The sequence below is a fragment of the Pseudomonas sp. FP603 genome, from assembly GCF_030687415.1.
GTDB classification, from domain to species: Bacteria; Pseudomonadota; Gammaproteobacteria; order Pseudomonadales; family Pseudomonadaceae; genus Aquipseudomonas; species Aquipseudomonas wuhanensis.
Genome location: NZ_CP117431.1, coordinates 4,040,357 through 4,054,925, shown reverse-complemented (window position 1 = coordinate 4,054,925; position 14,569 = coordinate 4,040,357). Strand labels below are relative to the sequence as shown.

The window sequence follows — 14,569 nt, the reverse complement described above, 5'->3', positions numbered from 1 at the left end:
GGTCAGTCAAATCGTGGCAATGACCGGGCAATTGAGCAACGCTGTCGGGCAAGTGGCCAATCAGGCCCGGCATATGGACCTGGCCATGGAGCAGCAGCGTCAGGAGACCGATCAAGTAGCGGCGGCGATCAATCAAATGTCGTCGGCGGCGCAGGAAGTCGCGGTCAGTGCTCAGAGTGCATCGGACGCGGCCATGGAAACCGATCAGCAGACTCGACGCGCCCGGCAAGTGGTCGACGGCAGCATTGCTCGTATTCAGGGACTGACGTTGGACCTGGGACGCAGCGGTGCGTCTCTGGACAGCCTGCAAAGCGACGTTTCGGCGATTGTCACGGTGCTCGATGTCATCCGTTCGATTGCCGAGCAGACCAATCTCCTGGCCCTGAATGCGGCCATCGAGGCCGCCCGTGCCGGTGATGCCGGGCGAGGTTTTGCGGTGGTTGCCGACGAGGTACGTGCTCTTGCCAGTCGTACCCAACAAAGCACCCAGGAAATTCAGGCGATGATCGAGCGACTCAAGCGAGCCACCAACACCGTCGTGACCTCAATGCATCAATCCGGTGAAGCCGGGGAGGGGGCCAGCACTCAGGCTCATCAGGCCGGTGAGTCGCTGGGCAACATCGTCGAATTAATCGCCACTATCAACAGCATGAACGCGCACATCGCCAGTGCTGCGGAGGAGCAAACTTCGGTGGCGGAGGAGATTAACCGCAGCGTGCATCAAATCGCCCGGGCAATCGACAGCGTTGCCGATGAAACCCAGCGTGGCGTGCAGACGGTCAATGACCTCCACGGCATCGGGCACGGCCTCGAAGTCCTGGTCAAACAGTTCAAGATCTGAGGCGCCTGCGTCAGACCCGGCTCACTGCCTGGCCGCCCAACCGATACTGATTATTCCCACTGCGCTTGGCCTCATACATCGCCAGGTCCGCAATGTGAATCAAGCGGTCCATGCTCGGCGCATGATCCGGGAACACCGCCACCCCGAGGCTGCTGCCGATGTGGCGCTGGTCGTTGCCGATGGTCACCGGTGGCGCGAGTTCAACGAAGATTTTCTGGCAGATGCCGCGGGCTTCGTCTTGCAGGCTGTTGCCTTTGGAAAGGCCTTGGAGGATTACCACGAATTCGTCGCCGCCGATGCGCGCGACGGTGTCGGTTGAGCGCAGGATTCTCTTCAGGCGTGTCGCGATGGTGACCAGCACACGGTCGCCGGCCGCATGGCCATAGTGGTCGTTGATCTCTTTGAAACCATTGAGGTCGACAAACACCAGTGCCACCCGTGTGGCGCTGAGGCGGGCTTGTTCCAGGGCATCGGACAGGCGTTCTTCGAGCACCAGGCGATTGGGCAGACCCGTCAGTGGGTCGTAATGGGCCAGGTGTTGCAGGTAACTGGCGGAGGCTTTTTCTTCGGTGATGTCGCGGACCACGCCCATCATCTTGATCGTTGCGTTATGGTCGTTCTTGACCACATTGCCGGTTTCCCGCAGCCAGCGGATGCTGCCATCCGGCCAGACGACGCGGTATTCCTCGTCATGGTTTTCGCCGGTTTTCAGCACCGTTATCGCGAGCAGGCTGGCGATCTCACTATTACGCCAGTGCCACTTCAAACCGTCTGAAACAATCAGCCACGGCGGGCTGATTGATATTGTCCACCGTTCGAGTAAAACGCATAGGGTGTTTGAGTGACTGGATGTCAGGAGCGACTCGTTGGAAAAGAAACCCCTCTACCGCAAGATCAACACTCGTACCTGGGGTGTTCGGCTGAATGATTACTCGGGTGAGTACCGGCATCAGCGCCATACCAAAGCCGAAACCCACAATGAGTCGTCACGCGGTTCGATGCATGGCACTCGTCGGCATGGATTCGATTACACACCATTGTTCCGGTTCCTGCTGTCCCGCGTCGGTCGGCAATGGGATGAGGTTTTTAGCGAAGCGGTGGCTCGCCTGGATCGACCTGAGCCGGTGTTCTGGATGGTTGCCCTGCATGAAAAGGACAGGCAGGAGCAGGTGCGGCTGGGGGAGTCGAGCTATTTCAGCGGTTTGTATGTCGATGATCAGGGCTGTCTGCAGATCGTCAATCCTGAACTGACGGCTGAGTACATGACCCCTTACTGCCCTTGTTGCACCCACACCTTTAACGGCATTCCTTTTGGCCAACCCAAGGAGTGAACGGATTAATCGACCCGGCTTGCCAATAGCCCGCATTTCTGGGAAAACGGCGCCCATCAAGCCCGCTCGGGCAAGCGCACAGATAGAGTGAATGTAATGAATGATGAGTTGCAGGTAATCGACCTTGAAGTGGGCGACGGCAAAGCCGCCGTCAAAGGTGCGCTGATCACCACCCAATATCGCGGGTGGCTGGAAGACGGCACTGAGTTCGACTCCTCCTACAGCCGGGGCAAGCCTTTTCAGTGCGTGATTGGCACGGGACGGGTGATCAAGGGCTGGGACCAGGGAATCATGGGCATGCAGGTCGGCGGTAAGCGCAAGCTGCTGGTGCCGGCGCACCTAGCCTACGGCGAGCGCTCGATGGGGGCGATTACGCCGAATTCGAATCTGATTTTCGAGATTGAATTGCTGGAAGTGCTGACGCGGGATGATTGATGGGCGTGTAAGTTGAAACGATAAACCCCGCTGTCGCTGAGAGGAGAGAGTGGGTTTTTTGATCGTTCCCACGCGCAGCAAAGGAATGCCTCACCGGACGCTCTGCGTCCGCTCTTTGGGACGCAGAGCGTCCCTGGCTGCATTCCCACGCAGAGCTTGGGAACGATCGGTGACGGCGGCTATTGCTGCGGGTCGATGTTCTTCAGCGCCCGGTTCACGGCCAGTGCCCTTTTGCTGATGGGAGAGTCAGGTGAATGTCTCAATATCATCAAGAGTGTCCGCAACAGTCCCTTCCAGGGAGGGGAATTTCCCCTTCACCTTCTCAAGGGCCGGGCGCACAGCACCCATGTCCAGATCAGCATGTCTGCGGGCTATGTGACCGAGCGCGGTGATGGCAGATGCTGCAACTGATTCGGACTCACTCTCGAGGTATTTCAGGCAGGTGTTCTGAGCCCAGGTCTTGTCTTGCTCATTCAGGCCAATAGAAATCAATGCGGCGACAACGTTAGTTTCTACGTCGCTAGCTAGAAGTCTCGTCGCTTCCTCATGGCTCATTGATGGATCTTGGTAGAGAAGGCTCACTGTTTAGTTCCCGGCTCAGCTGTACCTACTCCCGCACCCCTATGAAGAGGTCCAGTTCAGTCGGTAACTGCTCATTGAGAACTTTAGCGATTTGTTGGACTTGCTCGCTGGTTAGTAACCATTCCCCATCCGCGCTTGCATCAAGACTTTTCCAGCCAAGAACACCCATTACCGCGACTTCCCGCTCAGGTCGAACTGTAAGGTCGTATTTTAAGGAGTCATCCTCGCCGTCACCTTTTAAAAAACCACTGATCCATAAAAACATAAATAACCTCCTAATTTATTTCGTGGTGGTTCTGCCGGGTTTTGCGGGGCCTATCTGTTCACCTGTCCACTTGTTGAGAACCCTGACTCTTGAAGCGGACTACAGGAATCATTTCCCAGTCGCGGCGCCTCTGGGTGTTGTACCCATAACCCTTCAAGGTGCCATCAGCTTGTTGCTCGACATGCAGTCGAACTCGTGTGCGGCCCTCCTTGAGGGATTTGAGCTGTTCTTCTGTGTACAGGGAGCTGTCGCCCAAGCTCGACGGCCACAGCAATGCGACCATTCCGGCCAATGCGCCAGCCGCAACACCAGCCGTCACTACGCCTGCACCAGCAGCACCCGTCCCGCTGCATCCCTTTCGCGGCCACCCAGCAGGGAGAATTTTCCGTAGTCGGTCAGTTTCTCGACAGGGACGAACCCGGCTGGGCTGTCGTGGTTGATTACGCCGTCGGGGAGGTTGCAGCTTTTGGCGAACACGCAACCCATGGAGCTGGTTTGACCCAGCTGATGAGGCTGCCTGACAACACGGTCTTCATATGCCTGCTGTCGGGCCAACATGTCGTCATAGGATTTTTGTCTGGCGTCGCGCTCTGCCAGTTCGGTGGCGGTCATGTAGCGGCTGGTGATGTGGTGCCCGTCGCCTGACGGTGGGTTTTGAACCCGAGGTATGTCTGTTTTGCGAGCCACGAGCGTCCTTGGTTCATTTTTTGAAAGCGATGTGGACGCTATATCAACGGGCATTGGATAGATGTAGGACTGGTCTGAAACTCTGGTCATTGTTTTTGATCGGTCACCCTGACTTGCCAGCCCCGGCCATATCGGTAACCATGCCTGCCTGAATAGGGGTAGGGGGTATACGTATGTCGCACATCCACGAACACAAAGACGACCTGCTAAATCGTGTCCGGCGGATTGCCGGTCAGGTTCAGGCGGTGGAACGGGCGCTGGAGTCCGACGCCGAGTGCGCCAAAACCCTGCACCTGGTCGCGGCGATCCGCGGAGCGGTCAATGGTTTGATGGACCAGTTCATCGACGCCCATGCCCGTGAACATGTGGCGCATCCCGGACTCAGCGATGAAGCCCGCGCCGAAGGCGTTGAAGATTTGTTGCAAGCCATTCGCCGTTACTCGAAATAGAGGCCAGCCCCATGACACTGACACCTCAGGCTTCGCGTTATACCCACGACCACCTGTTTCTGGGCGCCGCCCACGATGAGAACGCGCGCCGCACGTTGTGGGTGGTGGCGCTGACCTTCGTGATGATGATTGGCGAGATTGCCGCCGGTTACATCACCGGTTCCATGGCGTTGCTGGCGGACGGCTTTCATATGGCGACTCACGCCGGGGCCTTGGGCATTGCCGCTGCCGCCTACAGTTTTGCCAGGCGACATGCCAACAATTCGCGCTTCAGTTTCGGTACCGGCAAGGTCGGGGATCTGGCGGCTTTTGCCTCTGCCGTGGTGCTGGGGCTGGTGTCGTTGGGCATTGCCGGCGAATCCATCCTGCGGCTGTTTCAACCGACCACTGTGGCTTTCACCGAGGCGACGGTGATAGCGGTGGTGGGGCTGGTGGTGAATATCGTCAGTGCGCTTCTGCTGGCGGGCAACCATGGGCATCACGGCCATGATCATCACGATCACAGCCACCATCACCATCATCACGACAACAACCTGCGTTCGGCGTATTTCCATGTACTGGCCGACGCGCTGACTTCGGTACTGGCCATCGCGGCGTTGTTGGCCGGGCGCTACCTGGGCTGGGTCTGGCTGGATCCGGTGATGGGCATCGTCGGCGCCATCGTGATTGCGAGATGGGCTTATGGCTTGATGCGTGACAGCGCGGCAGTATTGCTCGACACCACTGACGAACACGTCGCCACCGAAATTCGTGAGTTGCTCGAATCGGCGGACGATGTTCGCATCAGTGACCTTCACGTCTGGCAAGTCGGCCCTCAGGCGCGGGCGGCGATTGTCAGTGTCGTGGCCGTGGCGGGTGTCAGTGCCGACGCCATTCGCGAACGCCTGGCGCCGATTCATGAGTTGTCTCACCTGACGATCGAGCATCGCCACGCTTGAGGTGTCTTTCAGGCAAAGAGCGGAATGCGGCCGTTCAGGGAAGGGCGGTAGTGCCAGGTCAACCGGTCCAGCGCGGGTTTCATGGTCAGAATTTTGCTCAGCGTCGCACTGGCAATGCTCATGGCCAGCACCTGTCCCGGACATTGATGACGCCCCGCGCCGAAAGTGAAGCTGCGGCGGTTCGGGCGGTCGAGCAGGAACGTATCGGGATCGTCATTAAGCTGCGGATCGCGATTGGCCGAAGCCAGCAGCACCAGGATGACGTCGCCGGGGTTCAGGCTTATGCCGTCGATTTCACACGGTGCGGCAACGAAACGGCGGGTGTTTTGCACCGACGGGTCGAAGCGCTGGACCTCAGCGATCAAGTCATCAACTTGAGCCGAATCCAACTGTGGGTTTCGAATCAACGCCAATAGCCCATTGCCGATCAATCCGGCGCTGGCTTCGTAGGTCTGGGAGAACAGGCCGATCAGGTTGGCGATCAAGATTTCAAAGTCGGTCGATGTCGTCGCGAAACGCTGCCGGATACCGGTGAGCAAGGTGCTTCGATTGTTCGGGTCGTCCAGAAGCTCGATGACATAACCCTTCAGCTGTTCCGCCGCGACATGGGCGGCTTCCAATTGCGCTTGATCACTGAGAGGCGACAGGCAGGCGACGAAGTCGGCGGTCAGCTCGCTGATGGCCCGGCCCTGAGCCGGAGAGAACCCCAGCAACGCCGCCACCACACAGACTGGCCCGCGAAACATCGCCGCGTACAGCCCGTCGGCGCCCGGGGGGATCAACCGAGCGCCGATCAATGCGTTGACCTCGTTCACATCTATCAGCGCCAGCCCTGGCTCTATCGCCGCCCTCGGGCAACGCTGCCGTTCGCCCTCGTTCATTCGCATCAACTGACTGAACACCTTGCCGGCCATGCCTTGAGCAATGGCCTTGGGCACCGGCTCATGGGACGGCCGCACATGACAGTCCGGATGCGCCAGCACGGCGGCAACGGCCCGGGCGCTGCTGGCGACCCACAATTTCAGTCCCTGATGGAAAACCAATCCGCCCTCGGCGCGCAGTTGCGCGTAGTAGGGGTAAGGGTCGGCGTGAGTCGCAGCGATGATCGGGTCCATGGGTCGCAGCCTTATCAGTGGTTGAAAAGTGTTGCTACTATCTCCGGTCAGAAAGGATCTTGATTCGTCCGGGAGCGAAATATGAACGCAGAACAACACGACGTCGGCGTCTCTCAAGTGGCCGCAGCCATTGCAGAGCCGGCCCGGACGAAAATCCTCTGCTCGCTGATGGACGGCCACGCCCGCACCAGCACCGAGTTGGCGACGATTGCCGAAGTCAGCCCTTCGACCGCCAGCGCGCATCTGGCCAAGCTCAAGGAACTGGCGCTGGTGCGTTTGCACGTTCAGGGTCGCCATCGCTACTACAGCCTCGCAGACAAACGCGTGGCCCAAGCGCTGGAAGCGCTGATGGTGATCGGCCAGAACGCCGCGCCGACGTTCAACTCGCGCACTCCGGATCGCCTGCAATTCGCCCGCACCTGCTACGACCACATGGCCGGTACGTTGGCGGTATTGCTGCATGACCGGCTGATCGAAGCGGGGTGGTTGCTGGAAACCGATGAGCAGGCTTATCGACTGAGCGACAGCGGTGAAGCGTTGTTCGAAGGACTGGGTATCGACGTCAAAGACCTCGGCACCGTGCGCCGCCGTTTCGCCTGCCCGTGCCTGGACTGGAGCATGCGCCGGCCGCACCTGGGCGGCGCCTTGGGCGCGGCATTGCTGCAAATGGCGATCAAACGCAAATGGGTGACGCAGGACCTGGACAGTCGGGCGCTGGCATTGACGGCGGTGGGGCGCAAGGAACTCAGTAGCCGGTTCGCTGTTGATTTGCCGGTTCAGGCGACAACAGCACAACCCGCGGCCACCGAGAACAGGCGCCGCGCGATTGCCAGTCCTGCGGCTTAGCGACTGGCCGAGGCCATGAGCACGCCAAAGCCTGCGAAGGTCACGCCCGAAACTTTCGCGGTCAGCCAGGAACCCTTCGGGCTCGACAACCAGCCTTTGGCGGCATTGGCCAGCAAGGCATAGCCGCCATGCACCAGGATCACCAATACGGCGTAGGAAGCGACCAGTTTGAAGAACTGGGCATAGAAGTGCGCCGAAGTGTCGATGAATTGCGGGAACACCGCCAGAAAGAAAAACACCGCCTTGGGGTTCAGAAGCTGCATCGAAGCCGCTTCAAGGAAGCGATAACCCGGGCTTGAGGGCCGCGTTTCAAGCAGCGTGCTGGAACGATCCGAGCGCCAGCTTTTATAGCCCAGGTACAACAAATAGGCGGCTCCTGCGTATTTCAATGCGGTAAAGGCATTCGCGGAGGTGCTGAGTATCAGGCCAACACTGGTGGCGCTGATGGCGGCGACCACAAACGCCCCCGACGCGATCCCCAGAATGCCCGGCACGGCCCCCCTCCAACCGTGGCGCACCGCGTTGGACAGGGTCAGGACCACGCCCGGCCCCGGGCTCAAAATGGTCAGGGTGGCGAAAAGTACAAAGAGGCCGTAGCTGTTCATGTCGTGCTCCGTCAGGTGGCGCTGCTGCGTGCTGGCAGATTGGCGTGGCGACGAAGGCGTGACAAACGCTTTAATTGCAGCGCATAGGTGACTAAATTAGACGCATGATAAATCCACTACCGCCTCTTAATGCTGTTCGCGCCTTCGCCGTTGCTGCTCGTCATCAGAGCTTCAGCCTGGCGGCCGAAGAGCTGCATGTCAGCCACAGTGCCGTCAGCCGGCACGTCAAATTGCTCGAGGAGTACCTGGGTGTGCTGCTGTTTGAACGGCGAATCCGTCAGTCGGTGCTAACGCCGGCCGGCCAGCGCTTTTATGAGCAGGTCAGTGCCGGGCTGTCGCAGATCGCCAACGCCGCCGCTGCGCTCAAGCAGCATGCCTCGCTGCCTACGGTGAAGATCAATGTGCGTCCGTCCTTTGCCGTACTTTGGCTGACGCCCAGGCTGGCGGATTTCATTGCGCAGCACCCAGGCATCGAGCCGCAGGTGATTACTCAAACCCAGGCACCTGATCAGGCACGCGACGGGTTCGATATCGTCATTCGCCGTGGTCGTGACGATTGGGCACCGGCGATTGAGGCGCGAGCGCTGTTCGAAGACGAACTGTTGCTGGTCGCGGCACCTGCGCTGATCGAGCGCCTGCCACTTGAGGACCTCACGTCCCTGAGTCGGTATACGTTACTGACCGCCAAGGCACGCCGCGAAGATTGGCATAATTGGGCCATGCACTTTGGTCAAAGCCAGTCAGCCACTCAGGCCACCCGGCAGTTTGATCACATGCACCGGGTGCTTCAGGCCGCCGTGGAGGGACAGGGCCTTGCCTTGTGCCCGACCTCTTTGCTGGGCAACCATCTGTTGAGTGGACACCTGATCTGCCCGTTACCCGAGTTGCGCATGCCGTTGCCGCGTTATTACTACGGTGTTGCGCCGGACGTGACGGCGCACACACGAATCTTTGTGGAGTGGTTGTTTGCCCGGATCGCTCAGGATGAGTTGAGTTGGCAAACACCTCATGCCGTGACCGCTACGCCCTGAAATCCCAGACGATCTCCACCACCCGCACCGCCAGCACCAGGTAAACCAGGCACAGGATGATCTGGAACGCCGTGTGATACGGCAACCTGGACAACCGGCGTAAGCCGTCGCTGACATTGAGCAGCATCAGCAGTGCTGATATAGCAATCAACCCCCAGCCAGCGAGGTTTGAGGCGAGCAATCCCATAAACAGTTGATGACCGCCTCGCAACGCGTTGGTGCCCGCCGCGAACAGCAGGGCGCACACCAGCAGGTTCTTGATGTTGTCGAACACTTGCGTGGTGAAGTCTGTTTCCAGCAAGGCCAGATACTTTCGCCAGAATTTACCCATGGTTTTTGGTGGCACCTGTTGATGGCGGTTACACGTGGCAAGTCTAGTGACGTTTTGTGCGAAACGCGGACGAAAAAAAGCCCGACCTTCAACGTGAAGGCCGGGCTTTTGTGTTCAAACGGACAGTCGCGTCAAATCAAACCTTGACGATCCAGCCTGCTGGCGCCTCGATGTCGCCGGTCTGTACACCGGTCAGCTCTTTGTAGAGCTTCTGGGTGACCGGGCCGACTTCGGTTTCGCTATGGAATACATGCAGCTTGTCGTTGTAGCTGATGCCACCGATCGGGGTGATCACTGCAGCGGTACCGCAAGCGCCGGCTTCCTTGAAGTCGGACAGCTTGTCGATGAACACGTCACCTTCGACCACTTCCAGGCCCAGACGGGTCTTGGCCAGTTCGATCAACGACAGGCGGGTGATGCCCGGCAACACCGAAGGGGAATTCGGTGTGACGAACTTGTTGTCGTGGGTGATCCCGAAGAAGTTGGCCGAGCCGACTTCTTCGATTTTGGTGTGGGTCATCGGGTCCAGGTAGATGGCATCGGCGAAGTGCGCCTTCTTGGCCTGGGAGCCTGGCATCAGGCTGGCGGCGTAGTTGCCACCGACCTTGGCCGCGCCGGTGCCTTGTGGGGCGGCACGGTCATAGCTGGAGATCAGGAAGTTGTGCGGGGTCAGGCCGCCCTTGAAGTAGGCACCGACCGGGATGCAGAAGATCGAGAAGATGAACTCGGGTGCGGTACGCACGCCGATGTTGTCACCCACGCCGATCACGAACGGACGCAGGTACAGCGCGCCGCCGGTGCCGTAAGGCGGGATGAAACGCTCGTTGGCGCGGACCACGTCCTTGCACGCTTCGATGAACTGTTCGGTGGACACCTGCGGCATCAGCAGGCGCGCGCAGCTGCGTTGCATGCGTGCGGCGTTCTGGTCCGGGCGGAACAGGTTGATCGAACCGTCCTTGCAACGGTAGGCCTTCAGGCCTTCGAAGCACTGCTGGCCATAGTGAAGGGCAGTCGAGCCTTCGCTGATGTGCAGCACGTTGTCAGAGGTTAAGGTGCCTTTGTCCCACTCGCCATTACGCCAGTGCGACAGATAGCGCTTGTCTGTCTTGATGTAGTCAAAACCCAGCTTGTCCCAATTGATGCTTTCGTTACCCATGACACCCTCTATCACTTAACAACCGCCGAAACGGTTCAAGGCTTCTGACATTTTTCTGGATGGGGACAACAATACTTCATTCCGGGTCCATTTCGCAGCCCGGATTACGGTTACTGATCGTTCCCACGCGCAGCAAAGGAGTGCAGCCCGGGACGCAGAGCGTCCCTAAAGCGGACGCAGAGCGTCCATTGAGGCATTCCCACGCAGAGCGTGGGAACGATCAGCGTGAGGCGGTTATAGGTGCAACGCGTGGCCCAACGCACGCAACGCCGCTTCCTGCACCGCCTCACCCAGCGTCGGATGGGCATGGATGGTGCCAGCGATGTCTTCCAGCCGGGCGCCCATTTCCAGGCTTTGACCGAACGCCGTCGACAACTCCGAAACACCCACACCCACCGCCTGCCAGCCGACAATCAGATGATTGTCCCGCCGTGCCACGACCCGCACGAAGCCGCTTTTCGATTCCAGCGTCATCGCCCGGCCATTGGCGGCGAACGGGAAGCTGGACACGATGCAGTCCAGCCCCGCAGCCTTGGCGTCGTCCGGGGTCTTGCCGACCACCACCAGTTCCGGGTCGGTAAAGCACACGGCGGCGATGGCGGTCGGGTTGAACTCGCGGTGTTTACCGCTGATCAGTTCGGCAACCATTTCACCCTGGGCCATGGCCCGGTGGGCGAGCATCGGTTCGCCGCTCAGGTCGCCGATGGCGTAGACGTTGCGCATGCTGGTCTGGCAACGGTTGTCGATCTTGATCGCCGAACCGTTCATCTCCAGGTTCAAGGCTTCGAGGTTCCAGCCCTGGGTGTTGGGTTTGCGACCGACGGCCACCAGCACCTGATCGGTTTCAAGGTTCAGGGTGTCGCCGTTCGGGTCACGAACTTGTAGGGTATTTCCTTGTGAATCAAAGCCTTCAACGCTGTTCTTCAAGTAAAGCTTCACGCCGAGTTGCTTGAGCGCTTCGTGTACCGGATGAGTCAGTTCGGCATCGTAGGCCGGCAGGATGCGATCCTGCGCCTCGACCACGCTGACTTCGGCGCCGAGTTTGCGATAGGCAATCCCCAGCTCCAGGCCGATGTAACCGCCACCGACCACGATCAGCCGCTTCGGCACGCTGGTCGGCGCCAGGGCTTCGGTGGAAGAGATGATCGGCCCGCCGATCGGCAGCATCGGCAGGTTGACGCTTTTCGAGCCGGTGGCCAGCACCAGGTGCTCGCACTGAATCCGCGTATCGCCGACTTCGACGGTTTTGCCGTCGACCACTTTGGCCCAGCCTTGAATGACCTGGACCTTGTGCTTCTTTAATAGCGCCGAGACGCCAGTGGTCAGGCGATCAACGATGCCGTCCTTCCATTCGACGCTCTTGCCGATGTCCAGGGTCGGCGTCGATACGCTGATGCCCAGCGCCGAGTGTTGGCTGTGATGCTGCGTCTGGTGGAACTGCTCGGCGACGTGAATCAACGCCTTGGATGGAATGCAGCCGATGTTCAGGCAGGTGCCGCCCAACGATTCGCCTTCCACCAGAATGGTCGAAATACCCAACTGACCGGCACGAATCGCCGTCACATAACCGCCAGGGCCGCCGCCGATGATCAGCAGCGTGGTGTTCAAAGTCTGTTGCATGCCTTACTCCACAAACAGCGTTGCGGGTTGTTCGAGCAGGCCACGGATGGCCTGGATGAAGAGCGCCGCGTCCATGCCATCGACCACGCGGTGATCGAAGGAGCTGGAGAGGTTCATCATCTTGCGAATCACGATCTGGCCTTTGACGACCATCGGCCGTTCGACGATTTTGTTCACGCCGACGATCGCCACTTCCGGCAGGTTCAGCACCGGGGTGCTGACGATGCCACCCAGGGCACCGAGGCTGGTCAGGGTGATGGTCGAGCCGGACAGCTCGTCACGGCTGGCCTTGCCAGTGCGTGCGGCAGTTGCCAGGCGAGAGATTTCCGCGGCGTTATCCCACAGGCTGCGGGCTTCGGCGTGACGCACCACTGGCACCATCAAACCGATGTCGGCTTGCGTGGCGACGCCCACATGCACCGCGCCGAGGCGGGTGATGACCTGGGCTTCGTCGTCGTAACGGGCGTTGATCTGCGGGAAGTCGCGCAGAGCCACGACCAATGCGCGTACCAGGAACGGCAGCAAGGTCAGCTTGCCGCGGGTCGCGCCGTGTTTTTCGTTCAGGTGTGCGCGCAGTTCTTCGACGGCGGTGACGTCGATCTCTTCGACGTAACTGAAGTGGGCGGCACGCTGGGTGGCGTCTTGCATGCGCTGGGCGATCTTGCGGCGCATGCCGATCACCGGGATTTGCTGTTCGTCGTTGCGCTGGGCGTAAGCGGCGGTGGCCGTCGATGCGTTCGACTGACCCTGAGCCAGATAGGCTTCGAGGTCTTCGTGCAGAATCCGCCCGGCAGGGCCGCTGCCACGCACCAGACGCAATTGAATGCCGAGGTCCAGCGCATGCTTGCGCACGGCCGGGGAGGCCAGCGGACGTTCATCGGCTTCGCGAGCGACCATCGGTCCCTGGCAAATGACAGCCGGACGCGGGGCAACTACAGCCGGTTTGCTTTCTACGACGGCTTCAACTTTCGGCGCCGCCACAGGGGCTTCTTTAATAGCAGCCGCTGGTGCAGTCGATTCCTTCACGTTGCCCGCGCCTTCCACTTCAATGCTGATCAGGATGCTGCCGACCGCCATGACTTCGCCCGGCTGTCCGCCCAGTGCAATCACCTTGCCGTGCACCGGCGAGGGGATGTCGACCATCGCCTTGTCGGTCATCACATCAGCCAGCACCTGATCTTCGACGACCATGTCACCGACCTTGACGTGCCACTGAGACAATTCAACTTCTGCAATGCCTTCGCCAATGTCCGGCATTTTAATAACGTGCGTGCCCATTCAGACCTCCATGACCCGTTTCAACGCCGCGCCCACACGGGATGGGCCAGGGAAATACGCCCACTCTTGCGCGTGCGGGTAGGGGGTGTCCCAACCGGTGACGCGTTCGATCGGCGCTTCCAGGTGGTGGAAGCAATGCTCTTGCACCAGCGCGACCAGTTCGGCGCCGAAACCGCAGGTGCGGGTGGCTTCGTGCACCACCACACAACGTCCGGTTTTCTTCACCGACTTGACGATGGTTTCCAGGTCCAGCGGCCACAGGCTGCGCAGGTCGATGACTTCGGCATCGACGCCGGTTTCTTCAGCGGCGACTTGCGAGACATAGACGGTGGTGCCGTAAGTGAGCACGGTCACGTCCTTGCCCGGACGGGTGATGGCGGCAACGTCCAGCGGCACGGTGTAGTAACCGTCCGGCACTTGCGCGGCGGGGTGCTTCGACCACGGGGTTACCGGGCGGTCGTGGTGACCGTCGAACGGGCCGTTGTACAGGCGTTTTGGCTCGAGGAAGATCACCGGGTCATCGTTTTCGATGGAGGCGATCAGCAGGCCTTTGGCGTCGTAAGGGTTGGATGGCATGACGGTGCGCAAGCCGCAGACCTGAGTGAACATCGCCTCGATGCTTTGGCTATGAGTCTGGCCGCCATAGATGCCGCCGCCGCAGGGCATGCGCAGGGTCATCGGCGCGGTGAACTCGCCGGCCGAGCGATAACGCAAGCGCGCCGCTTCGGAAATGATCTGGTCCGATGCCGGGTAGACGTAATCGGCGAACTGGATCTCGGCCACCGGCCGCAAACCGTAAGCACCCATGCCCACGGCGACGCCAACGATGCCGCTTTCGGAGATCGGCGCATCGAACACCCGGGAGGTGCCGTACTTGGTCTGCAGGCCTTCGGTGCAACGGAACACACCACCGAAATAGCCGACGTCCTGGCCGAACACCACGACGTTGTCGTCACGCTCAAGCATCACATCCATGGCCGAGCGCAGGGCCTGGATCATGGTCATGGTGGTCGTGGTCATGGCGGTTTCCAACTCGATTTTATTGTTGTGATCGTTCAT

The 14,569-nt window shown here is 60.0% G+C and carries 16 protein-coding genes and 2 pseudogenes; 7 read left to right on the top strand and 11 right to left on the bottom strand.

The window, feature by feature from the left end; translation table 11 throughout:
• The first annotated feature begins 19 nt into the window (after nt 1-19).
• Complete coding sequence (locus PSH65_RS31875) at nt 20-841, top strand: methyl-accepting chemotaxis protein (RefSeq protein WP_370694706.1); 822 nt, start codon at nt 20-22, stop codon at nt 839-841.
• 10 nt (nt 842-851) lie between these two features.
• On the opposite strand, the pseudogene PSH65_RS18450 reads toward PSH65_RS31875, so the two are convergent.
• Nucleotides 852-1,553, bottom strand: a pseudogene (locus tag PSH65_RS18450) (diguanylate cyclase domain-containing protein); the annotation flags it as partial.
• Nucleotides 1,554-1,707: 154 nt separating this feature from the next.
• On the opposite strand from PSH65_RS18450, the gene PSH65_RS18445 reads away from it, so the two are divergent.
• Together PSH65_RS18445 and PSH65_RS18440 are read left to right on the top strand one after the other, a co-directional pair.
• Nucleotides 1,708-2,172 (top strand): hypothetical protein, encoded by a 465-nt coding sequence (locus PSH65_RS18445; RefSeq protein ID WP_305421650.1) that lies wholly within the window; start codon nt 1,708-1,710, stop codon nt 2,170-2,172.
• A 96-nt stretch (nt 2,173-2,268) separates the two neighbouring features.
• Entirely contained in the window at nt 2,269-2,607 is a 339-nt protein-coding gene (locus tag PSH65_RS18440) for an FKBP-type peptidyl-prolyl cis-trans isomerase (RefSeq protein ID WP_018929733.1), read from the top strand.
• Nucleotides 2,608-2,853: 246 nt separating this feature from the next.
• Here the strand turns inward: PSH65_RS18440 and PSH65_RS18435 are convergent, their stop codons facing one another.
• The 3 genes and pseudogenes from PSH65_RS18435 to PSH65_RS18425 form a co-directional block, all read right to left on the bottom strand.
• Nucleotides 2,854-3,189, bottom strand: a complete 336-nt coding sequence (locus tag PSH65_RS18435; RefSeq protein ID WP_305421649.1) for a hypothetical protein — start codon at nt 3,187-3,189, stop codon at nt 2,854-2,856.
• A gap of 25 nt (nt 3,190-3,214) precedes the next feature.
• Nucleotides 3,215-3,454 carry a pyocin S6 family toxin immunity protein gene (locus PSH65_RS18430; RefSeq protein ID WP_205888623.1) on the bottom strand — a complete coding sequence of 80 codons (240 nt, stop codon included), beginning with the start codon at nt 3,452-3,454 and terminating at the stop codon, nt 3,215-3,217.
• A 67-nt stretch (nt 3,455-3,521) separates the two neighbouring features.
• Nucleotides 3,522-4,141: pseudogene (locus PSH65_RS18425) on the bottom strand (S-type pyocin domain-containing protein); the annotation flags it as partial.
• A 173-nt stretch (nt 4,142-4,314) separates the two neighbouring features.
• On the opposite strand from PSH65_RS18425, the gene PSH65_RS18420 reads away from it, so the two are divergent.
• Nucleotides 4,315-4,590, top strand: coding sequence for a metal/formaldehyde-sensitive transcriptional repressor (locus PSH65_RS18420; RefSeq protein ID WP_217854637.1), 276 nt, complete (start codon nt 4,315-4,317; stop codon nt 4,588-4,590).
• A gap of 11 nt (nt 4,591-4,601) precedes the next feature.
• Entirely contained in the window at nt 4,602-5,528 is a 927-nt protein-coding gene (dmeF, locus tag PSH65_RS18415) for a CDF family Co(II)/Ni(II) efflux transporter DmeF (protein WP_305421648.1), read from the top strand.
• Between the two features lie 8 nt (nt 5,529-5,536).
• Here dmeF and PSH65_RS18410 read toward each other — a convergent pair whose 3' ends face one another.
• Nucleotides 5,537-6,643 (bottom strand): cytochrome P450, encoded by a 1,107-nt coding sequence (locus tag PSH65_RS18410; RefSeq protein WP_305421647.1) that lies wholly within the window; start codon nt 6,641-6,643, stop codon nt 5,537-5,539.
• A gap of 81 nt (nt 6,644-6,724) precedes the next feature.
• Between PSH65_RS18410 and PSH65_RS18405 the strand changes: the two genes are divergently transcribed.
• Nucleotides 6,725-7,489 carry a helix-turn-helix transcriptional regulator gene (locus PSH65_RS18405; RefSeq protein WP_305421646.1) on the top strand — a complete coding sequence of 255 codons (765 nt, stop codon included), beginning with the start codon at nt 6,725-6,727 and terminating at the stop codon, nt 7,487-7,489.
• Here the strand turns inward: PSH65_RS18405 and PSH65_RS18400 are convergent.
• On the bottom strand, nt 7,486-8,094 hold the full coding sequence (locus tag PSH65_RS18400; protein WP_305421645.1) for a LysE family translocator: 609 nt from the start codon (nt 8,092-8,094) through the stop codon (nt 7,486-7,488). The genes PSH65_RS18405 and PSH65_RS18400 overlap by 4 nt on opposite strands.
• A gap of 104 nt (nt 8,095-8,198) precedes the next feature.
• Between PSH65_RS18400 and PSH65_RS18395 the strand changes: the two genes are divergently transcribed.
• Nucleotides 8,199-9,125 carry a LysR substrate-binding domain-containing protein gene (locus PSH65_RS18395; protein ID WP_305421644.1) on the top strand — a complete coding sequence of 309 codons (927 nt, stop codon included), beginning with the start codon at nt 8,199-8,201 and terminating at the stop codon, nt 9,123-9,125.
• Here PSH65_RS18395 and PSH65_RS18390 read toward each other — a convergent pair.
• The 5 genes from PSH65_RS18390 to PSH65_RS18370 all read right to left on the bottom strand — a co-directional run bounded on the left by PSH65_RS18390 (nt 9,115) and on the right by PSH65_RS18370 (nt 14,569).
• On the bottom strand, nt 9,115-9,456 hold the full coding sequence (locus tag PSH65_RS18390; protein ID WP_305421643.1) for a hypothetical protein: 342 nt from the start codon (nt 9,454-9,456) through the stop codon (nt 9,115-9,117). The two genes, PSH65_RS18395 and PSH65_RS18390, sit on opposite strands and share 11 nt — an antisense overlap.
• 136 nt (nt 9,457-9,592) lie before the next feature.
• Nucleotides 9,593-10,612, bottom strand: coding sequence for a branched-chain amino acid aminotransferase (locus PSH65_RS18385; RefSeq protein WP_305421642.1), 1,020 nt, complete (start codon nt 10,610-10,612; stop codon nt 9,593-9,595).
• Nucleotides 10,613-10,846: 234 nt separating this feature from the next.
• Nucleotides 10,847-12,232 carry a dihydrolipoyl dehydrogenase gene (gene lpdA / locus PSH65_RS18380; protein WP_305421641.1) on the bottom strand — a complete coding sequence of 462 codons (1,386 nt, stop codon included), beginning with the start codon at nt 12,230-12,232 and terminating at the stop codon, nt 10,847-10,849.
• A 3-nt stretch (nt 12,233-12,235) separates the two neighbouring features.
• On the bottom strand, nt 12,236-13,510 hold the full coding sequence (locus tag PSH65_RS18375) for a dihydrolipoamide acetyltransferase family protein (RefSeq protein WP_305421640.1): 1,275 nt from the start codon (nt 13,508-13,510) through the stop codon (nt 12,236-12,238).
• The gene (locus PSH65_RS18370; RefSeq protein ID WP_305421639.1) at nt 13,511-14,569 is read right to left on the bottom strand and encodes an alpha-ketoacid dehydrogenase subunit beta; all 1,059 of its coding nucleotides are present in this window, start codon (nt 14,567-14,569) and stop codon (nt 13,511-13,513) included.

Bases quoted from the DNA above. Each gene is read 5' to 3' on its own strand.
- PSH65_RS18370 (WP_305421639.1), bottom strand. From the start codon at position 14,569: ATGAACGATCACAACAATAAAATCGAGTTGGAAACCGCCATGACCACG.
- PSH65_RS18405 (WP_305421646.1), top strand. From the start codon at position 6,725: ATGAACGCAGAACAACACGACGTCGGCGTCTCTCAAGTGGCCGCAGCC.
- PSH65_RS18440 (WP_018929733.1), top strand. From the start codon at position 2,269: ATGAATGATGAGTTGCAGGTAATCGACCTTGAAGTGGGCGACGGCAAA.
- PSH65_RS18430 (WP_205888623.1), bottom strand. From the start codon at position 3,454: ATGTTTTTATGGATCAGTGGTTTTTTAAAAGGTGACGGCGAGGATGAC.
- PSH65_RS18395 (WP_305421644.1), top strand. From the start codon at position 8,199: ATGATAAATCCACTACCGCCTCTTAATGCTGTTCGCGCCTTCGCCGTT.
- PSH65_RS18385 (WP_305421642.1), bottom strand. From the start codon at position 10,612: ATGGGTAACGAAAGCATCAATTGGGACAAGCTGGGTTTTGACTACATC.
- dmeF (WP_305421648.1), top strand. From the start codon at position 4,602: ATGACACTGACACCTCAGGCTTCGCGTTATACCCACGACCACCTGTTT.
- PSH65_RS18410 (WP_305421647.1), bottom strand. From the start codon at position 6,643: ATGGACCCGATCATCGCTGCGACTCACGCCGACCCTTACCCCTACTAC.
- PSH65_RS18375 (WP_305421640.1), bottom strand. From the start codon at position 13,510: ATGGGCACGCACGTTATTAAAATGCCGGACATTGGCGAAGGCATTGCA.
- PSH65_RS18400 (WP_305421645.1), bottom strand. From the start codon at position 8,094: ATGAACAGCTACGGCCTCTTTGTACTTTTCGCCACCCTGACCATTTTG.
- PSH65_RS18390 (WP_305421643.1), bottom strand. From the start codon at position 9,456: ATGGGTAAATTCTGGCGAAAGTATCTGGCCTTGCTGGAAACAGACTTC.
- PSH65_RS18420 (WP_217854637.1), top strand. From the start codon at position 4,315: ATGTCGCACATCCACGAACACAAAGACGACCTGCTAAATCGTGTCCGG.
- lpdA (WP_305421641.1), bottom strand. From the start codon at position 12,232: ATGCAACAGACTTTGAACACCACGCTGCTGATCATCGGCGGCGGCCCT.
- PSH65_RS31875 (WP_370694706.1), top strand. From the start codon at position 20: ATGACCGGGCAATTGAGCAACGCTGTCGGGCAAGTGGCCAATCAGGCC.